This is a genomic window from Pseudomonas sp. UBT (assembly GCF_050915955.1).
In the GTDB taxonomy this organism is placed as follows: Bacteria; Pseudomonadota; Gammaproteobacteria; order Pseudomonadales; family Pseudomonadaceae; genus Aquipseudomonas; species Aquipseudomonas antarctica_A.
Genome location: NZ_CP168079.1, coordinates 2,103,922 through 2,119,295, shown reverse-complemented (window position 1 = coordinate 2,119,295; position 15,374 = coordinate 2,103,922). Strand labels below are relative to the sequence as shown.

15 protein-coding genes are annotated in these 15,374 nt (G+C 60.1%); 5 read left to right on the top strand and 10 right to left on the bottom strand.

Features of this window, described 5'->3' with window-relative positions; translation table 11 throughout:
- Nucleotides 1–1,077, bottom strand: a 1,077-nt coding sequence (locus ACDZ94_RS09645) for an AlgP family protein (protein ID WP_432751493.1), incomplete at its 3' end; no start/stop codon positions are given.
- Nucleotides 1,078–1,269: 192 nt separating this feature from the next.
- Here ACDZ94_RS09645 and ACDZ94_RS09640 point away from each other — a divergent pair.
- Nucleotides 1,270–1,947: an FKBP-type peptidyl-prolyl cis-trans isomerase gene (locus ACDZ94_RS09640; RefSeq protein WP_432751387.1), complete on the top strand. Its 678-nt coding sequence runs from the start codon at nt 1,270–1,272 to the stop codon at nt 1,945–1,947.
- A gap of 52 nt (nt 1,948–1,999) precedes the next feature.
- Here ACDZ94_RS09640 and ACDZ94_RS09635 read toward each other — a convergent pair whose 3' ends face one another.
- The 7 genes from ACDZ94_RS09635 to ACDZ94_RS09605 all read right to left on the bottom strand — a co-directional run bounded on the left by ACDZ94_RS09635 (nt 2,000) and on the right by ACDZ94_RS09605 (nt 8,398).
- Nucleotides 2,000–2,458, bottom strand: coding sequence for an Rsd/AlgQ family anti-sigma factor (locus ACDZ94_RS09635; protein WP_064454680.1), 459 nt, complete (start codon nt 2,456–2,458; stop codon nt 2,000–2,002).
- Between the two features lie 211 nt (nt 2,459–2,669).
- The gene (locus tag ACDZ94_RS09630; protein WP_432751386.1) at nt 2,670–3,191 is read right to left on the bottom strand and encodes a disulfide bond formation protein B; all 522 of its coding nucleotides are present in this window, start codon (nt 3,189–3,191) and stop codon (nt 2,670–2,672) included.
- Between the two features lie 236 nt (nt 3,192–3,427).
- Nucleotides 3,428–4,669 carry a heme biosynthesis protein HemY gene (locus ACDZ94_RS09625; RefSeq protein ID WP_432751385.1) on the bottom strand — a complete coding sequence of 414 codons (1,242 nt, stop codon included), beginning with the start codon at nt 4,667–4,669 and terminating at the stop codon, nt 3,428–3,430.
- Nucleotides 4,670–4,674: 5 nt separating this feature from the next.
- The gene (locus ACDZ94_RS09620) at nt 4,675–5,784 is read right to left on the bottom strand and encodes a uroporphyrinogen-III C-methyltransferase (protein ID WP_259763328.1); all 1,110 of its coding nucleotides are present in this window, start codon (nt 5,782–5,784) and stop codon (nt 4,675–4,677) included.
- Between the two features lie 41 nt (nt 5,785–5,825).
- Nucleotides 5,826–6,575 (bottom strand): uroporphyrinogen-III synthase, encoded by a 750-nt coding sequence (locus ACDZ94_RS09615; RefSeq protein WP_432751384.1) that lies wholly within the window; start codon nt 6,573–6,575, stop codon nt 5,826–5,828.
- Nucleotides 6,572–7,513 (bottom strand): hydroxymethylbilane synthase, encoded by a 942-nt coding sequence (gene hemC / locus ACDZ94_RS09610; protein WP_064454685.1) that lies wholly within the window; start codon nt 7,511–7,513, stop codon nt 6,572–6,574. Before hemC ends, ACDZ94_RS09615 begins: the two co-directional genes overlap by 4 nt.
- A 138-nt stretch (nt 7,514–7,651) precedes the next feature.
- Nucleotides 7,652–8,398 (bottom strand): LytR/AlgR family response regulator transcription factor, encoded by a 747-nt coding sequence (locus ACDZ94_RS09605; RefSeq protein ID WP_064454686.1) that lies wholly within the window; start codon nt 8,396–8,398, stop codon nt 7,652–7,654.
- Between the two features lie 503 nt (nt 8,399–8,901).
- Between ACDZ94_RS09605 and argH the strand changes: the two genes are divergently transcribed.
- Nucleotides 8,902–10,296: an argininosuccinate lyase gene (gene argH, locus ACDZ94_RS09600; protein ID WP_407016376.1), complete on the top strand. Its 1,395-nt coding sequence runs from the start codon at nt 8,902–8,904 to the stop codon at nt 10,294–10,296.
- Nucleotides 10,297–10,406: 110 nt separating this feature from the next.
- Here the strand turns inward: argH and ACDZ94_RS09595 are convergent, their stop codons facing one another.
- Nucleotides 10,407–11,066, bottom strand: a complete 660-nt coding sequence (locus ACDZ94_RS09595; protein ID WP_064454688.1) for a glutathione S-transferase family protein — start codon at nt 11,064–11,066, stop codon at nt 10,407–10,409.
- Between the two features lie 126 nt (nt 11,067–11,192).
- Here ACDZ94_RS09595 and ACDZ94_RS09590 point away from each other — a divergent pair, with 126 nt between their 5' ends.
- The 3 genes from ACDZ94_RS09590 to ACDZ94_RS09580 all read left to right on the top strand — a co-directional run bounded on the left by ACDZ94_RS09590 (nt 11,193) and on the right by ACDZ94_RS09580 (nt 14,893).
- Nucleotides 11,193–11,477, top strand: coding sequence for a hypothetical protein (locus tag ACDZ94_RS09590; RefSeq protein ID WP_064454689.1), 285 nt, complete (start codon nt 11,193–11,195; stop codon nt 11,475–11,477).
- A gap of 152 nt (nt 11,478–11,629) precedes the next feature.
- Nucleotides 11,630–11,884: a TIGR02647 family protein gene (locus ACDZ94_RS09585; protein WP_053258624.1), complete on the top strand. Its 255-nt coding sequence runs from the start codon at nt 11,630–11,632 to the stop codon at nt 11,882–11,884.
- Between the two features lie 168 nt (nt 11,885–12,052).
- A complete protein-coding gene (locus ACDZ94_RS09580; RefSeq protein WP_432751383.1) occupies nt 12,053–14,893 on the top strand; it encodes a class I adenylate cyclase in 2,841 nt (946 codons plus the stop codon).
- Here the strand turns inward: ACDZ94_RS09580 and rnk are convergent.
- Nucleotides 14,890–15,300: a nucleoside diphosphate kinase regulator gene (gene rnk, locus ACDZ94_RS09575; protein ID WP_053258626.1), complete on the bottom strand. Its 411-nt coding sequence runs from the start codon at nt 15,298–15,300 to the stop codon at nt 14,890–14,892. The two genes, ACDZ94_RS09580 and rnk, sit on opposite strands and share 4 nt — an antisense overlap.
- Nucleotides 15,301–15,374: the final 74 nt, after the last annotated feature.

Genomic DNA, 15,374 nt, shown 5'->3' with positions numbered 1-15,374 from the left:
TGGCTTGGCGGCTGGTTTTGCAGCAGCGGTTTTAGCAGCTGGCTTGGCGGCCGGTTTCGCAGCAGCGGTTTTAGCAGCTGGCTTGGCGGCTGGTTTTGCAGCAGCGGTTTTAGCAGCTGGCTTGGCGGCCGGTTTCGCAGCGGCGGTTTTAGCCGCTTGCTTGGCGGCTGGTTTCGCAGCAGCGGTTTTAGCCGCTGGCTTGGCGGCCGGTTTCGCAGCGGCGGTTTTAGCAGCTGGCTTGGCGGCTGGTTTTGCAGCAGCGGTTTTAGCCGCTGGCTTGGCGGCTGGTTTCGCAGCAGCGGTTTTAGCCGCTGGCTTGGCGGCTGGTTTCGCAGCAGCGGTTTTAGCCGCTGGCTTGGCGGCTGGTTTTGCAGCAGCGGTTTTAGCCGCTGGCTTGGCGGCTGGTTTCGCAGCGGCGGTTTTAGCCGCTTGCTTGGCGGCTGGTTTCGCAGCAGCGGTTTTAGCCGCTGGCTTGGCGGCCGGTTTCGCAGCGGCGGTTTTAGCAGCTGGCTTGGCGGCTGGTTTTGCAGCAGCGGTTTTAGCCGCTGGCTTGGCGGCTGGTTTCGCAGCAGCGGTTTTAGCCGCTGGCTTGGCGGCTGGTTTCGCAGCAGCGGTTTTAGCCGCTGGCTTGGCCGCTGTCTTAGCCGAAGCCTTCGACGCAACAGCTTTTGCGGGTGTACGAGCGCCCAGCACTTTGGCCACAGCTTCTTTCACACGACCAACGCCCTGGGCCAGTTTCAGGCTTTCCTGAGCATCGCGTTTGAGTTGAGAAATGTAGGTGCGGGTTTCAGCTTGGCGATCCTTGAGGGCGTCCAGCAAGTCCTCAAGTTCTTTAACAGCGTCTTTGGCTTTGGCTTGTGCCTTGGCCTTGCCGGCAGTAGCGGCGTCTTGCAGTTTGGTGCGGGACTTGTGCAGCTTCTCTTGCGCTTTACCGCGTTGTTTTTCCAGTTTGGCGAGCAGTTTTTCTGCATCAGCCAAGGCTTGGGAACACGCGCTTTCCAGATGTTCGAGCAGGCTGCCCGAAAGTTGTTGGAGTAAGTGCAACGGGGTATTTACAGGCTTCTGTTTGGCCGACATGGTTTACCTCCTGGCTGACGTGGGTGCGGCTCATACTAGCCCTCTGCTCTTACCGCCGCTAGGGCATGTTGACAGTATCGTTTGCCTTGCGTTGCACGGTGAGAAAATTCTTATCGATATAACAAAAAACCACGGCACTTTTTACGCACTCAGGCTGGCATAATCCGTCGCACTTTCGGCGGGAGACTCCCCATGTCGCGTTACCTTTTTTTAGTGCTTGGCTTGGCGATTGGCGCGGCCAATGCGGGTGAGCAATCGCCGTCAGGCAGCACTGCCCAAGACCCGCACGATCTCGCGTACAGCTTGGGCGCAAGCCTCGGCGAGCGCTTGCGCCAGGAAGTCCCCGACCTGCAGATCCAGGCACTGGTTGACGGCCTCAAGCAAGCCTACCAAGGCAAACCACTGGCGCTGGACGATGCACGTATCGAACAGATCCTCGCCCAACACGAAGCACAGAGTGCGGCCGACGCCGAGGTTCCAAAAAGCGAAAAAGCGCTCGCTGCCGAACAGCAATTTTTAGCCCAGGAAAAAACGGCAAGCGGTGTGCGTGAGTTGTCGGATGGCATCCTGCTCACCGAGTTGAAGCCGGGCACTGGCAGCAAGCCGTTGGCCAGTGATGAGGTGCAGGTGAAATACACCGGAAAACTGCCCGACGGGACGGTCTTCGATCAGAGCACACAGCCCCAATGGTTTCGTCTGGACAGCGTGATCAGCGGCTGGAGCAAAGCACTCCAACAGATGCCGACAGGCGCAAAATGGCGCCTGGTGATTCCATCGGCCCAGGCCTATGGCGCCGACGGTGCCGGCGAGTTGATACCGCCGTATACGCCGCTGGTATTTGAGATCGAGTTGCTCGGTACTCGCCACTGACCCAATAAAAAACGGTGCGCCATGCGCACCGTTTTTTACGTATCACCCAGGATCAAACCTGCGCGACAGACTCTTCCTTATGGGCGTTGTGCAACACTTCGATCAAGCAGTCTTCCAGCTCGAAACGCTCGTGGAGCAGTCCACCCAACTCTTTAAATTTTTCAGCAACACACTCACCGGCATCACACAGGTCGTTAAAGGCCAGCAGCTTTTCGGTGATGACATCGATGCGCGGGTAAATAGTCTCGGCCAGTTCCAGGCCACGCTCATCGTTAAACGCTTTCGCCTCGCCGGTCAGTTGCTCGTAAATCTCGAAATGGCCGGTAGACACATAGTCCACCAGTACACCGCAGAAATCTTGCAGCGACTCGCGATTCTCAGCCAATGCTTCGGGCTTGGCGCCAAGAGCATCAAAGGCCCGAACCAGTTCGTGACGTGCCTTCAACCAGCTGTCGATCAGCTTGTGCACCCCACCCCAGCGTTCCTGAGCATTCTGACAACTTTCCAGCATGGTGATCTCTCTTCCCTATAGGGGGCGCTGCCGCTCTGTGCCCGCGCAACACTTCAAGGATAAAAGCGGCAGCCGGACAAGGCCGCATCTGACAAACGGTTTCAGTAATGCGTGCGGGCCAGATTATGCCCGCATGACTATGGCTTCAAGGTACGCAGGAGAGAAAGTTCATACAAGTGTTTAATCCCATCCTACAAACTGCCATTGGCCTTCAATACCTCGCAAGGTCCAAACGACTGCCCAGTAGCAGCCGTGAAAACTGCATGATGCCCATGGCCAGCATCGCCACGAAGAACAACAAGCTCCACTCCGGCAGGCTCAGGTCGAACAGCGTCCAGTTGAGCTCCACACAATCGACGGTGCCTCTGACCGTCAATTGCAGTGCTTGCCAAAGCGACAGGTTCTCAATCATGTATTGCAGACTGGGCCAGCAATCGTTGGCCTGCTCCAGTGCGGCATTTTGTAGCAGTACCTGGCGCACAGCAGTAATAGCGCCAAGCAACGCACAACCCATGCTGGCCAACCCGTAAAAGTAAGCCGCAGAGCGTCTTGGGCCGTGAATCACGGCAACCAGATTGATCAGGGTAAAGGCGGCCAGAAAGATGCGTTGCACCTGGCAAAGGAAGCAAGGGCGCAACAGCGCGCCGAACTCGAGATAAAAAGACGCACCCAACGTCAGCGCACCCGCCATGAACGCCAGGAGAAAGAAGGAGCGTGAAGGGGCCAAAGACATTGTTATCCGTACCGCAAGAGACAGGTCGTTACGGTAGAGTAAAGGCCTGATCCCTTTCAATACGCGATAGAGCAGACAATTCCGCGAGAGCCTGGGGATATCCCGTCAGAAGCTGGATGACTTCAAGCTGTTAGCGGTAGGAATTTGCTACATCGCGCTTTAGACCCAGCCTTTACACGATAAAGAAGGGTTGGCCCTAAGAAGCTTCCGAGCCAACCCTCGCACTCTTTCCTACTTCAAACCCGCGCGGGCACAGGCAGCGGTGATGCCAGCAACCGGCTGTCCAACAGACCCAGGCCTTCCTGAAACAATTGGTTACTGCGCTCGGTGTCACCCAACTGGGCCAGTAAACGTGCCAGCTCAGCGCAGGCTTCGGGATTTCGCTGTACCTGCAGACTGCTTTCCAAATAGTCCCGCGCCTTGCCCCACAAGCTGTTTTGCAGACAAAGGCGGCCCAGGGTCAGCAGCAGGCTGGCGTCACCCGGATGGTCCTTGAGCCAACCTTCAGCAAACTTCAGCGGTCGGCCTGGGTCGCTGCCGCGCAGCAACCCATAAAGCCGGATCAGATGGCTGTCATAGCCGCGCTTGATGGCGCCGCGCAGCACTTCCTCAGCCTTGGCATCAGCACCCAGCCGACGCAGTTGCTCAGCGTAGGCCAAGACCAGTTGTGGCTCCTGGCGCTGGGCTGAAGTCAGTTGCTCCCAGGCACGCTCCAAAGATTGCAAGCCCGCTTCACCTTGCTCTTCACGCTGCACGGCAAGGCCAAGGTTCTCGCCCCATGCGCGGCGCTCAAGCTCCGCCAGTTCTGTGGCGGGAAGCACTTTGTCCTTGCGCAGTTCCGGCAACAAGCGAATCACCGATGGCCAATCGCCTCGCTGCTGATGCAAGCGCTGCAACTGGCGCAAAACCTGTGCGTTATGGGGATGACGCTCGTACATCGCCTGCAAGGTCACCAAAGCCCCTTCCGTATCGCCGCGATCCATCTGCAACTGCGCGTGGCTCAAGGCGACAGCAAGTTCCGCCTGTGGCTGGCGCTCCATGGCGCGCTCCAGCAAACCGTCGGACTCTTCATAACGGCCCTGCTCATTGGCGGCACGTGCAGCCCCAAGGTAATACAGCAAGGGCTGGCGCTCGGCTTCGGCGGCACGGTGCAGGTGGCGCTCGGCGCTGGCCCAGCGGCCCTCGGCGAGGTCCAACTGACCTTGCTCAATCGCAATCTGTATGCGGCGGCTGCGGTTACGTCGCGACCACGGGTTGACTACGCCACCGGAGGTGGTGAGCAGGCTCAGCAGCACACGAACCAGGTAGATCGCCAGGCCGACGGCAAACACTGCCACCAGCGTGGCCCACAGGCTCGACTCGTAATGCAGCAGATGAGGATAGGTAATCAGCACGTAGCCGGTGTGTTTCGAAATACCCACGCCCAGTGCCAAGGCAATCGCAATCGCCAGTACCAGGATCACATAGAAACGCTTCATCGGCTCTACTCCTGGGTGGCCGGCGTGGCCGCCGCCTTGGCTTCACCGGCAGACAGATGGCGGCGCTCAAGATAAGCCTGCACAGCCGCCAGGCTGGCGGCCAGGTCAGGGGTCGCCACGGAAACAGCCTTGGGCTCGAGCTCGCCAATACGTGCCAGCATCGCTTTGCTCTGCGGGTTGTCCTGGTTGAAGTTGTCCTGCAGCACGCTGCGGGCTTCACCCAAGGAGCGGCTGTACACCGCCGTTTCACCGTTGAGCGCTGCCCATTGTGCTTGCTCCAGGGCGAGGCTCAGTGCCAGGCGTACCTGGTTCAAACCTTGACCGGCCAGCAACGGACGAATGTTGTCATCCGGGTTGAAGTCGATGCGGAAGTAGCGAGATATCTGCTCCCACCACTGGTGCAGGCGGCTTTCCGTGTCGGTCGTCGGGCGCCCCTCGGAAGAGGGCTCGGTGAGTTGATATTCAGGGGCAATAGCCGCCAGTTGCACGACCTGGTCACGCAAGGCTGCCAGTTGCAGGTAAAGCCCGGTGCGGTCAGGTTGTTCAGTGCTGCGCAAGGCGGTAAGGCTTTTGGCCAATTGCTCACGGGCGGCGTAGGCGCCTGGATCGCTCTGCTCGCGGAGAATTTCGTCAGCGCCCTGGACCAGCGATTGAGCACTGTTGATGTCCTGCAGGGCAGACAGGCGCAAGCTGGCCAGACGGATCAAGTGCTCGGCTTCGGCCAGGCGCCAGTCCTGGCGGCTGGCACCCAGCACGGTTTCCAGACGCTGGCTCAAGCGCTGCTGATCACCCTGCAACTGGGCGACGAGGCGGCGGCGCTCCTCCAGCTCATCGGCTGCTGGCAATTGTGCCAGGCGTGCAGCCAGTTGCTGCTGACTCTGCTTGAGTGATTGGGATTGGTCATCGAGGGTCTGCACCTGGCCCAGCTGTTGCTGGCTGCTGGCTTGCAGGGCACGGACCTGCCAAATCCCCCAACCGCCGGCGGCAACACCTGCGGCACCGAGCAACAGGGCCACAATAGCCAGGCCATTGCCACGGCGTGGCGCGGTGGCCGGTGCAACCTGCGCATCAAGTGCTGGCTGGGCTTCATCTTTAGGCAAGGCTGTTTCGCTCACGTATCCGTCCTTTGCGTATCAGAGAGTGGGCGCCGCATGCCTCACGAGGCAGCGCTGCGCAACGCCACTAACAAAGCCGCGGCACTCGCGCCGCGACAATCCACAACTTTTTCTGCGCCAGCGGCCCGCGCCATTTCATAAACGCGCGGGCTGGGCACGAACAACGGCAGCTGCGCCACCTTCGGCCAATCGAGGCCGGCCAGGGCTTGCAGGTGCAAAAAACCCTGCCCACTGCTGACCACCAGGCCGTTCAAGCGTTCCAACTGGATGCGCTGCGTCAACACCCCGGCCTCGTAGGCCGGAAGGAAGCGGCGATACAACTCCAGATAATCGACACTAGCACCTTGCTCACGCAAACGCTCAGCCAGCAGCTCTCGCCCACCCTCGCCACGCAGGATCAGCACTCGGGCACCGGGCTGTGCGATAGCCTCGCGCAAGGCGGGCAATTCAAGCAAGGCCTCGCTGTCATCCCCGGTAGGCGGATAGTGAACGCTGAGTCCGTGATCGGCCAGTACCTGCGCGGTGGCAGCCCCGACGCTGAACCACGGCAACTGCGGCCAAGGCTGATTCAACTGCTGTACAGCAAGGCGTGCGGCCGGCTTGCTGACCACAATCACCGCGCAATAACGGCCCAGGTCATGCAAGACAGACTGTTGTTCAGGCGTCACGGGCAAGGCTTCGATGTCCAGCAAAGGCAGGCTGCTGCTGAAAATACCGGCTTCGGACAGCGATGCCGCCAGGGCAGCCGACTCTTCGGCAGGCCGCGTCAGCAGCACACGCCAGCCAGTCACTGCGGGCCGGCCTCGCCGTAGACTTTTTGCAGAATGGCGCCGGCGCCCTTGCCCAGCAGCTCTTCAGCGACCTGGATACCCAAGGCGGTCGCGTCACGCTGTGGCCCGCGCACCTCGGCGGTGAGCAGGTTGCCGCCTTCAGGATCTCCTACCAGGCCACGCAGCCAAAGGTTTTCACCCTCAAGCACGGCGTAGCAGGCAATCGGCACCTGGCAGCCACCGTTGAGGTGCTTGTTCAGCGCGCGCTCGGCGGTGACACGCACTTCGGTGTCAGGGTGGTCCAGGGGTTTGAGCAAGGCGTGAATTCCAGTGTCGGCGGTGCGACATTCGATGCCCACAGCACCCTGCCCGCCTGCAGGCAAGCTGTCTTCGACGCTGATGGCCGAGGTGATACGGTCTTCGAAACCGAGGCGGATCAATCCAGCCGCCGCGAGGATGATCGCGTCATAGTCACCGGCATCCAGCTTGGCCAGGCGCGTGTTGACGTTGCCGCGCAGGAAACGGATCTGCAGATCCGGGCGACGAGTCAGCAACTGCGCCTGACGACGCAGGCTGGAGGTGCCGACGACGCTGCCCAGTGGCAAATCATCCAACGACGCGTAGGTGTTGGAAACGAAGGCATCGCGCGGGTCTTCACGTTCGCAGATGCAATACAGGCCGAGGCCTTCAGGGAAGTCCATCGGCACGTCTTTCATCGAATGCACGGCGATGTCGGCTTCGTTTTCCAGCAGTGCGGTTTCCAGCTCTTTGACGAACAAGCCCTTGCCGCCGATCTTCGACAGTGGCGAGTCGAGCAGCTTGTCGCCGCGACTGACCATGGGCACCAGGGACACTTTGAGGCCCGGGTGGGCCTGTTCAAGGCGTGCTTTGACGTATTCGGCCTGCCACAAGGCCAAGGCGCTTTTACGGGTGGCGATGCGGATTTCGCGAGAGGACATGGATCAATCCGTACTGAATAGATACGGCAGATAATAACAGCTCAGGCAAACACGCTTTGATTTGAATCAGCAAGTGCGGGGCCTCCCTGGCCGCATCGCACCGGGATAAGGAAGGCAGACCTCGCCAAAGCCCTTGGGCTAAAGCTGCTGCATCATCTTGCGCACACCGGCGACATGACGTCGGCTGACGATCAAGGCATCGCCATTGAGCCCTTTCAGGAACAGCTGAAAATGCCCCAGTGGCGTGCGTTGCAAACGTTCTATTCGCTCGCGGGCCACCAGCGCGTTGCGGTGAATGCGCACGAAGCGGTCGCCAAACTCATCCTCCAACGCCTTGAGCGGCTCATCGAGCAATACTTCGCCCGTCTCGTGGCGCAGGGTCACGTACTTGTGATCAGCGATAAAGTAGACCACCTGGCCCAGAGGAATCAGCTCGATGCCTTTGCGGGTTCGCGCGCTGATATGGCTGCGAGGCCCATTGCCACTCTGGGCAGCCGGCTGGGTCAACGCAGCCAGTTGAAGGCGGTTTGGGCGCTCGGCCTTTTTCAGGGCCTTGAGCAACGCTTCGCCGGTTACCGGCTTGGCGAGAAAACTGACACCGCTGGCTTCCAGCGTTTCCGTAGAAAACTCTTCCTGGGCTGCACATAACACCACGGCCGGCGGCGATTCTCGCTCACTCAGGCGGGCGGCGACTTGCAGGCCATCGAGGCCCGGCAAGCGGATATCGAGCAGCACCACGTCAGGCTTGAGGCTGTCGATCAGCGTCAACGCCTCCTCGCCACTGGTGGCGCTCGGTTCAAGGACTTTATAACCCTCGAGCTCATTGACCAAACGGCTCAGTCGCTCGCGGGCTTGGGGTTCGTCATCAACGATCAGGACATTCATATTGCGCTGGATTCCTGCGTGAGTCTCGCACAAGGATAGCGTAGACAGGTGCGGTGACTTGCGTCACAGCGATCCACGCTAAGACTAGCGCGAGCGGCAAAAAGTGCCCCGAGAGCGGCACCCAAATTTACCCGGACCTGTTCAGTTGCGCCCAAAACCTGCTGCCTCTGGGCATCGCCGTAGGGTTTGCTGATACACAATCCGAATACCCCCCTTTTTTAATGGATAGTCTGGGCTATGACCACATCACCCGACTTTGGTGCATTCATGCTCTATCAGTGCAACTGTAGACGCTTGCTGAGACGATATTGCTCGATCGTCAAATATCGTTTCAATTAACGCCTACCTCCAGTCTCGTCCCGGATGCGTTCGGCGGCAAGGCACTTAGCCATCCTTCGTACAAATAAAAATGCCGACCACCCGCAGCACCGCCTCCACGGGCAACCCTGTTATTATCGGCGGCACACCTCCACGCCTCTTTTAAGCAGATCACGAGCGAATCCATGAGCACCGACAAGACCAACCAGTCCTGGGGCGGCCGCTTCAGTGAACCCGTCGACGCCTTCGTCGCCCGCTTCACCGCCTCCGTCACCTTCGACCAGCGCCTGTACCGCCACGACATCATGGGCTCGATCGCCCACGCCACGATGCTGGCCAAGGTCGGCGTGCTGACCGACGCCGAGCGCGACAGCATCATCGACGGCCTGACTACCATTCGCGGTGAGATCGAGGCCGGCACGTTCGACTGGCGCGTCGACCTGGAAGACGTGCACATGAACATCGAGGCCCGCCTCACCGATCGTATCGGTGTGACCGGCAAAAAACTGCACACCGGTCGCAGCCGTAACGACCAGGTGGCGACCGATATTCGCCTGTGGCTGCGCGACGAAATCGACCTGATCCTGGCCGAAATCACGCGCCTGCAAAAAGGTTTGCTGGAGCAGGCCGAGCGTGAGTCGGACACCATCATGCCCGGCTTCACCCACCTGCAAACCGCACAGCCAGTGACCTTCGGCCACCACCTGCTGGCCTGGTTCGAAATGCTCAGCCGCGACTACGAGCGCCTGGTGGATTGCCGTAAACGCGCCAACCGCATGCCATTGGGCAGCGCCGCGCTGGCGGGCACCACTTACCCGATCGACCGCGAGTACACCGCTCAACTGCTGGGTTTTGACGCCGTGGGCGGCAACTCCCTGGATGGCGTATCGGACCGCGACTTCGCCATCGAATTCTGCGCTGCCGCCAGCATCGCGATGATGCACCTGTCGCGTTTCTCCGAAGAGCTGGTGCTGTGGACCAGCGCGCAATTCCAATTCATCGACCTGCCGGATCGCTTCTGCACGGGCAGCTCGATCATGCCGCAAAAGAAAAACCCCGACGTGCCGGAGTTGGTGCGTGGCAAGAGCGGCCGTGTATTCGGCGCACTGATGGGCTTGCTGACCCTGATGAAGGGCCAGCCGCTGGCCTACAACAAGGACAATCAGGAAGACAAAGAGCCGCTGTTCGACGCTGCCGACACCTTGCGCGACTCGCTGCGTGCGTTTGCCGACATGATCCCCGCAATCAAGCCCAAGCACGCGATCATGCGTGAGGCGGCCTTGCGCGGTTTCTCTACTGCGACCGACCTGGCGGATTACCTGGTGCGCCGCGGCCTGCCGTTCCGGGACTGCCACGAAATCGTCGGCCATGCCGTCAAATACGGTGTGGACACCGGCAAGGACCTGGCGGAAATGAGCCTGGAAGAACTGCGTCGTTTCAGCGACCAGATCGAGCAGGACGTATTTGCGGTGCTGACCCTGGAAGGCTCGGTGAATGCCCGTAACCACGTAGGCGGCACTGCACCGGCGCAGGTCAAGGCAGCCGTAGCGCGCGGCCAGGAACTGCTGGCCAGCCGCTAAAAGCTTCACGAGCAAGCCCGCTTCCACTATTGACCGAGTTCCACCTCTGGGATGCAGTCGAATGTGGGAGCGGGCTTGCTCGCGAAGGCGTCACCGCAGGCGCCAACTCGCTATTTCTTCGCCGCAATCATCGCCATAAACGCCGGCATCGCCGCTTCTCTGTCCGCCGCCACCTTCTGCGCGTTGGGCATGGCATGCAATCGCTCCAGCAGCGCTTTGGCCGCCGGCAGCTCAGCCAGCAAATCCAGGCCAAACAGCTTCTCGCCCACGCCACAGGCGAGGTTCACGCTGTACATGAAATACAGATCGGCAATCGTAAAGCTCTCCCCCGCCACGTACGGCGCGAACTTACCGTGTCGACCTAAAGAAGCGATCCCCAACAGCAACTCGGCCTTGGATTTTTCCTTGATCGCATCCGGCACCGGCATACCGAAGAACGCCTCGGCGAAACACGCGCGCGCGGGCAGCTCGATATACAGCTCGATTTCCCTGCAGAACGCCAGCACTTGGGCGCGTTGAAACGGGTCGGCCGGCAGCAACGAACGGCCCTCCTGGGTCTGCTCGATGTATTCGAGGATCACGCTGGTTTCGTTGATAAACCCCTGTTTCACGCCAAGAATCGGCACTTTGCCACGGGGGCTGACGGCAAGCGCCTCGGGCGTCTGGCTCGGGTAAAACGGTACTTCTTCAAACGGCAGGCCCTTCTCCATCAGCGCCAGCTTGACCATGTTGTAGTAGTTACTGACCGAAAATCCGTAAAGCTTGAGCATTGCGAATGCCTCCAGGCCGGGTGTGGGGTTGGCTGCAGAAGTTATAGAACGTCGCGCCCGACCTGACCAGCAGCATCACCTGCTTGAATGGAGGTAGACTGGCGCCCTTTCCTTGAGGAGCCTGCCATGAGCGAGCCGACCGATATCGACAGCGACGAAGAAGAGTTCACCGAGAGCACACTGGTCCAAGCCATCGAAAACCAGATCGAAAGCGACAATCCGCCTGCCGCCAAAGCCACTTTGAATAAGCTCACGCTGGTGGGTTACGAACGCGAAGAGATTCTGAACCTCATGGCTCACGTATTGGCCGTGGAAATCGACAAGATGTTGGACGAAGACCGCGCATTCAATACCGAATGGTACGAAACAGCGCTGCGGGCGCTGCCGGAATTGCCACCGGAAAACGACTGAATCGAGCACCTTGGTGGCGAAGCAGCAGGCTTGCTCACCACAAAGGTGCGCCATATCAAGACCCACGACTTTCTCACTGGACAGCCCGGCAAAGTGCGTTCACCTTATGCCCTGCTAGCCTCTAATAAATTCTTAGAAAGTCTGGAGTCCTTATGTCGTATACCCCTGAGTTGGTTGCCGAACTGGAAATCCTTGCACTCTTCAACCTGGGCAGCTCCCAGGAAGGTCTAAAAGTCCACCAGACCGCCGCACCCTCCGCCATCGCCGCCGCCAAACGCCTGTTCGAGAAAAAACTGATCGACCAGCCGGACGGGGGCTACCTGACCAGCCTTGGCCGGGACGCTGCCGAGCAGGCCCAAACCCTGTTGACCATTCTGACCACTGCCTCGACCAAAGAAGCCGCCTGACACCTGTTACCGCCCATGGAGTCCGCCCTTTGCGGATTCCGAGGGCGCTGCTGTCCAGCGCTCAAAATTCTGACGTCAAAAACAATTTCCCTCTAAAACTCCTACGCTACTGGCTGTAAACTCCTACACGGCCGCCCATGTCGGGCCCTGCGAGCCACCGAGTTCTACATGACCCGCACCCATGAGATCCGCCCCGACCTGGACGAAGGCATCGACCGCAAGGTGCTGGCTCAACTGCGCGCGCGCTTCATGGCCCTCAATGAAGGCCGCATGGCCCGGGCCGTCGAGGGGCTGACGCCACGCCAACAAAGCGTGCTGACCCTGCTGCCGCTGTTTTTTCACGTCAATCATCCGCTGCTGCCCGGTTATGTCTCGGGCAGCACGCCGGCCGGGCTGTCGAACTTCGAACCTGACGCCCAAGCGCTCGCCGAAGCCCAGCGCCTGACCCGCTCGTTCTCTTACAAGGCACGCCACGGCAACCCGCCGCGGCCGATCCACGGCCTGTTTCTGATGGGCAGCCTCGGCACCCTGGCTCAGGCAGACCAAAGCGATATGGACGTGTGGGTATGCCACGCGCCCGACCTGGGCGAAAACGAGCTGGCTGAGCTGCGCAAAAAGTGCCAGTTGCTGGAAGCCTGGGCCTTGACCATGGGGGCAGAGGCGCATTTTTTCCTGATCGAGCCGACGCGCTTTGTGCTGGGTGAACGCGACACACAACTGAGCTCCGATGATTGCGGCACCACTCAGCATTACCTGCTGCTGGATGAGTTCTACCGCACCGCCATCTGGCTCGCCGGGCGCACACCCATCTGGTGGCTGGTGCCGGTCTACGAAGAACGTCGCTACGCCGAGTTCACTCACGCACTGATTTCCAAGCGCTTTATCCGCGCCGATGAAACCCTCGACCTCGGTCACCTGGCCCACATCCCCCCCGGCGAATTCATTGGCGCCGGGCTGTGGCAACTGTTCAAAGGCATCGAGTCGCCCTACAAATCGGTGCTCAAGTTACTGCTGACTGAGGTTTACGCCAACGAACACCCGAACGTGCATTGCCTGAGCCTGCGCTTCAAACGCTCGGTATTCGCCAATCAGATGGATCTGGATGAGTTGGACCCGTATATCGTGGTCTACCGCCGCATCGAGGAACACCTCAAGGTGCGTAACGAGCCCGAACGCCTGGAGTTGGTAAGACGCGCGCTGTACCTGAAGGTCAACCGCAAGCTCAGCGCCGGCCAACGCAGCACCAGTTGGCAGCGCCTATTAATGGAACGCCTGGCCCATGAATGGGGTTGGGACCAGCGCCAACTGTCTCTGCTGGACAGTCGCAGCCAGTGGAAAGTGCGCCAGGTCGCCTCCGAACGCCGTGCGCTGGTCAATGAGCTGAATTACAGCTACCGCTTTCTCACCCAGTTCGCTCGCACCGAGCAGACCGTCAGCCTGATTAACAAGCGCGACCTCAACGTGCTGGGCCGGCGCTTGTATGCGGCGTTTGAGCGCAAGGCCGGCAAGGTCGAGTTCATCAACCCCGGCATCGCCCCGGACCTGGCCGAAGACACCCTGACCCTGGTGCAATCGCCCAACCGCAAGGAGCCCGGCCAGCACCACTGGGGCCTGTACAACGGCAACCTTACGGCACTGGAATGGGAGCACTTCGCGCCGATCAAGCGCAGCCGCGACCTGCTGGAAATGCTCACCTGGTGCCACCGCAACGGCGTGATCGACAGCAGCACGCGCCTGGCGCTGCACCCGGGCGTCAGTGACATGACCGAATTCGAGCTGTTCAACCTGTTGGGCAGCCTGCAACAGACCATCGGCCTGCCGTTGACCAGCGTCGATGAAGATCGCCTGTTGCGCTCGGCCGTGCCCGAAGACGTGTTGTTGCTGATCAACGTCGGCGTTGACCCGCTCAAGCATCATCGCGACCTGAATATCCTGATGACCACCGAGCGTACCGACTCCTTGAGCTATGCCGGCGTGCGCGACAACCTGGTACTGACCCTGGATCAGGTGACGCTCAACAGTTGGAACGAGGTGATGGTCAGCCGCTATGACGGCCCCCACGCGTTGCTCGACTGCTTGCGTGACTACCTCAACCAACTGCCGCCGGACCATTTGCCACGGCTGCGGGTGCGCTGCTTCTGTCACAACCGTGCGCAGTTCATTGCCCAGCGCGTGGAAGAAATCTTCGATACGGCGCAGAGCCTCCTGCTGGGTCAGTCCAATCACCGCTACCTCCTGCAAGTGCAGCAGCACTATCACGTGATGGAGCTGACCCCGGGCCAGGCCACTCATGTGTCGCTGCCGACCCAGGACGCGCTGATCGCGTACCTCAGCGAAGAACTGGCCAGCTACAGCCCGCTGCACCTGGACGCCATGGCCCTGGAAGACCACGATCTGGCGCTGCTGTTGCCCATGGGCCAGGCCAATTGTGTACAGGTGTTCTACCGCGTCAATGAAGGCTTCGCCGAGTTGTATGTGCTGGATGAGTTCAACGCGCTGTGGCAGCAGCGCCTGCCATTTCATGACGAACAAAGCCTGCTGGCGCCGTTGCAGCGCTTTCTGCAATCGATCATCTACCGCCGTGAAGCGCTATCGCCGCTGGATACGCAACAGACGCTGGGTGAAGTGCAAACTCTGTATTACCAACTGTTGCCGTCCGGCAGCAATCGCGCCCGCAGCATCGAGCCGCGGCCAGCCCCTCAAAACCCGGCCAATAAGCCGTTTTATGACGTGCAGGCGATTATCGGCAAAGCGGCGCACGGCCAGGTGGGTATCACCCTGTACTGCAATCAGCGGGAGTTTTGCGAACTGGAGTTTGGCGACCAGTTGTTTGCGGTGGTCGCCCAGCAAATCGTCGGGCAGCGTCGGGAGACCGAGCGCTACCGCTGCTACATCACCGACCTGGACCTGTCGGGCCTGCTCGGTGATGTGCAAAGCCCGAGCAACTTGTATCTGCGCTACAAGGCCGAGCTGGAGCTGTCGCTCAACAAGGCGTTGAACCAGGTTTAGAGAGGGAAGGCGCCGCCATCTTTGGGCTGGCCTTCAACGCTGAGCAATTCAAGCTTGAGGGTCTTGCCACCGGGTGCTGGCCAGTCGATGTGCTGACCGACCTGCAGGCCCAGCAAGGCGCTGCCGACCGGAGCCAGAATCGAAATCTTGCCTTCGTCGGCATTCGCATCCTTGGGATAAACCAAGGTCAGGTGACGCTCCTTGCCACTGCTTTCTTCACGGCAATGGACACGGGAGTTCATAGTCACGACGTCTCCCGACACTTCATCGTGGCCGACTGTTTCTGCGCGGTCGAGTTCGGCTTGCAACGCTTCGACGCCGGGAAACTCATCGCCCAAGCGGTCGATCAGTTGCTCCAGACGCTGCACGTCAAGACGGGTGAGGATGATGGAAGGTGCGGTGGTCATGATTCAGGCAGACTCCTTTTTTCTGCACAAAAAAGCAAAACCCCGCCAGGAAAAGGCGGGGTTCTCACGGACCT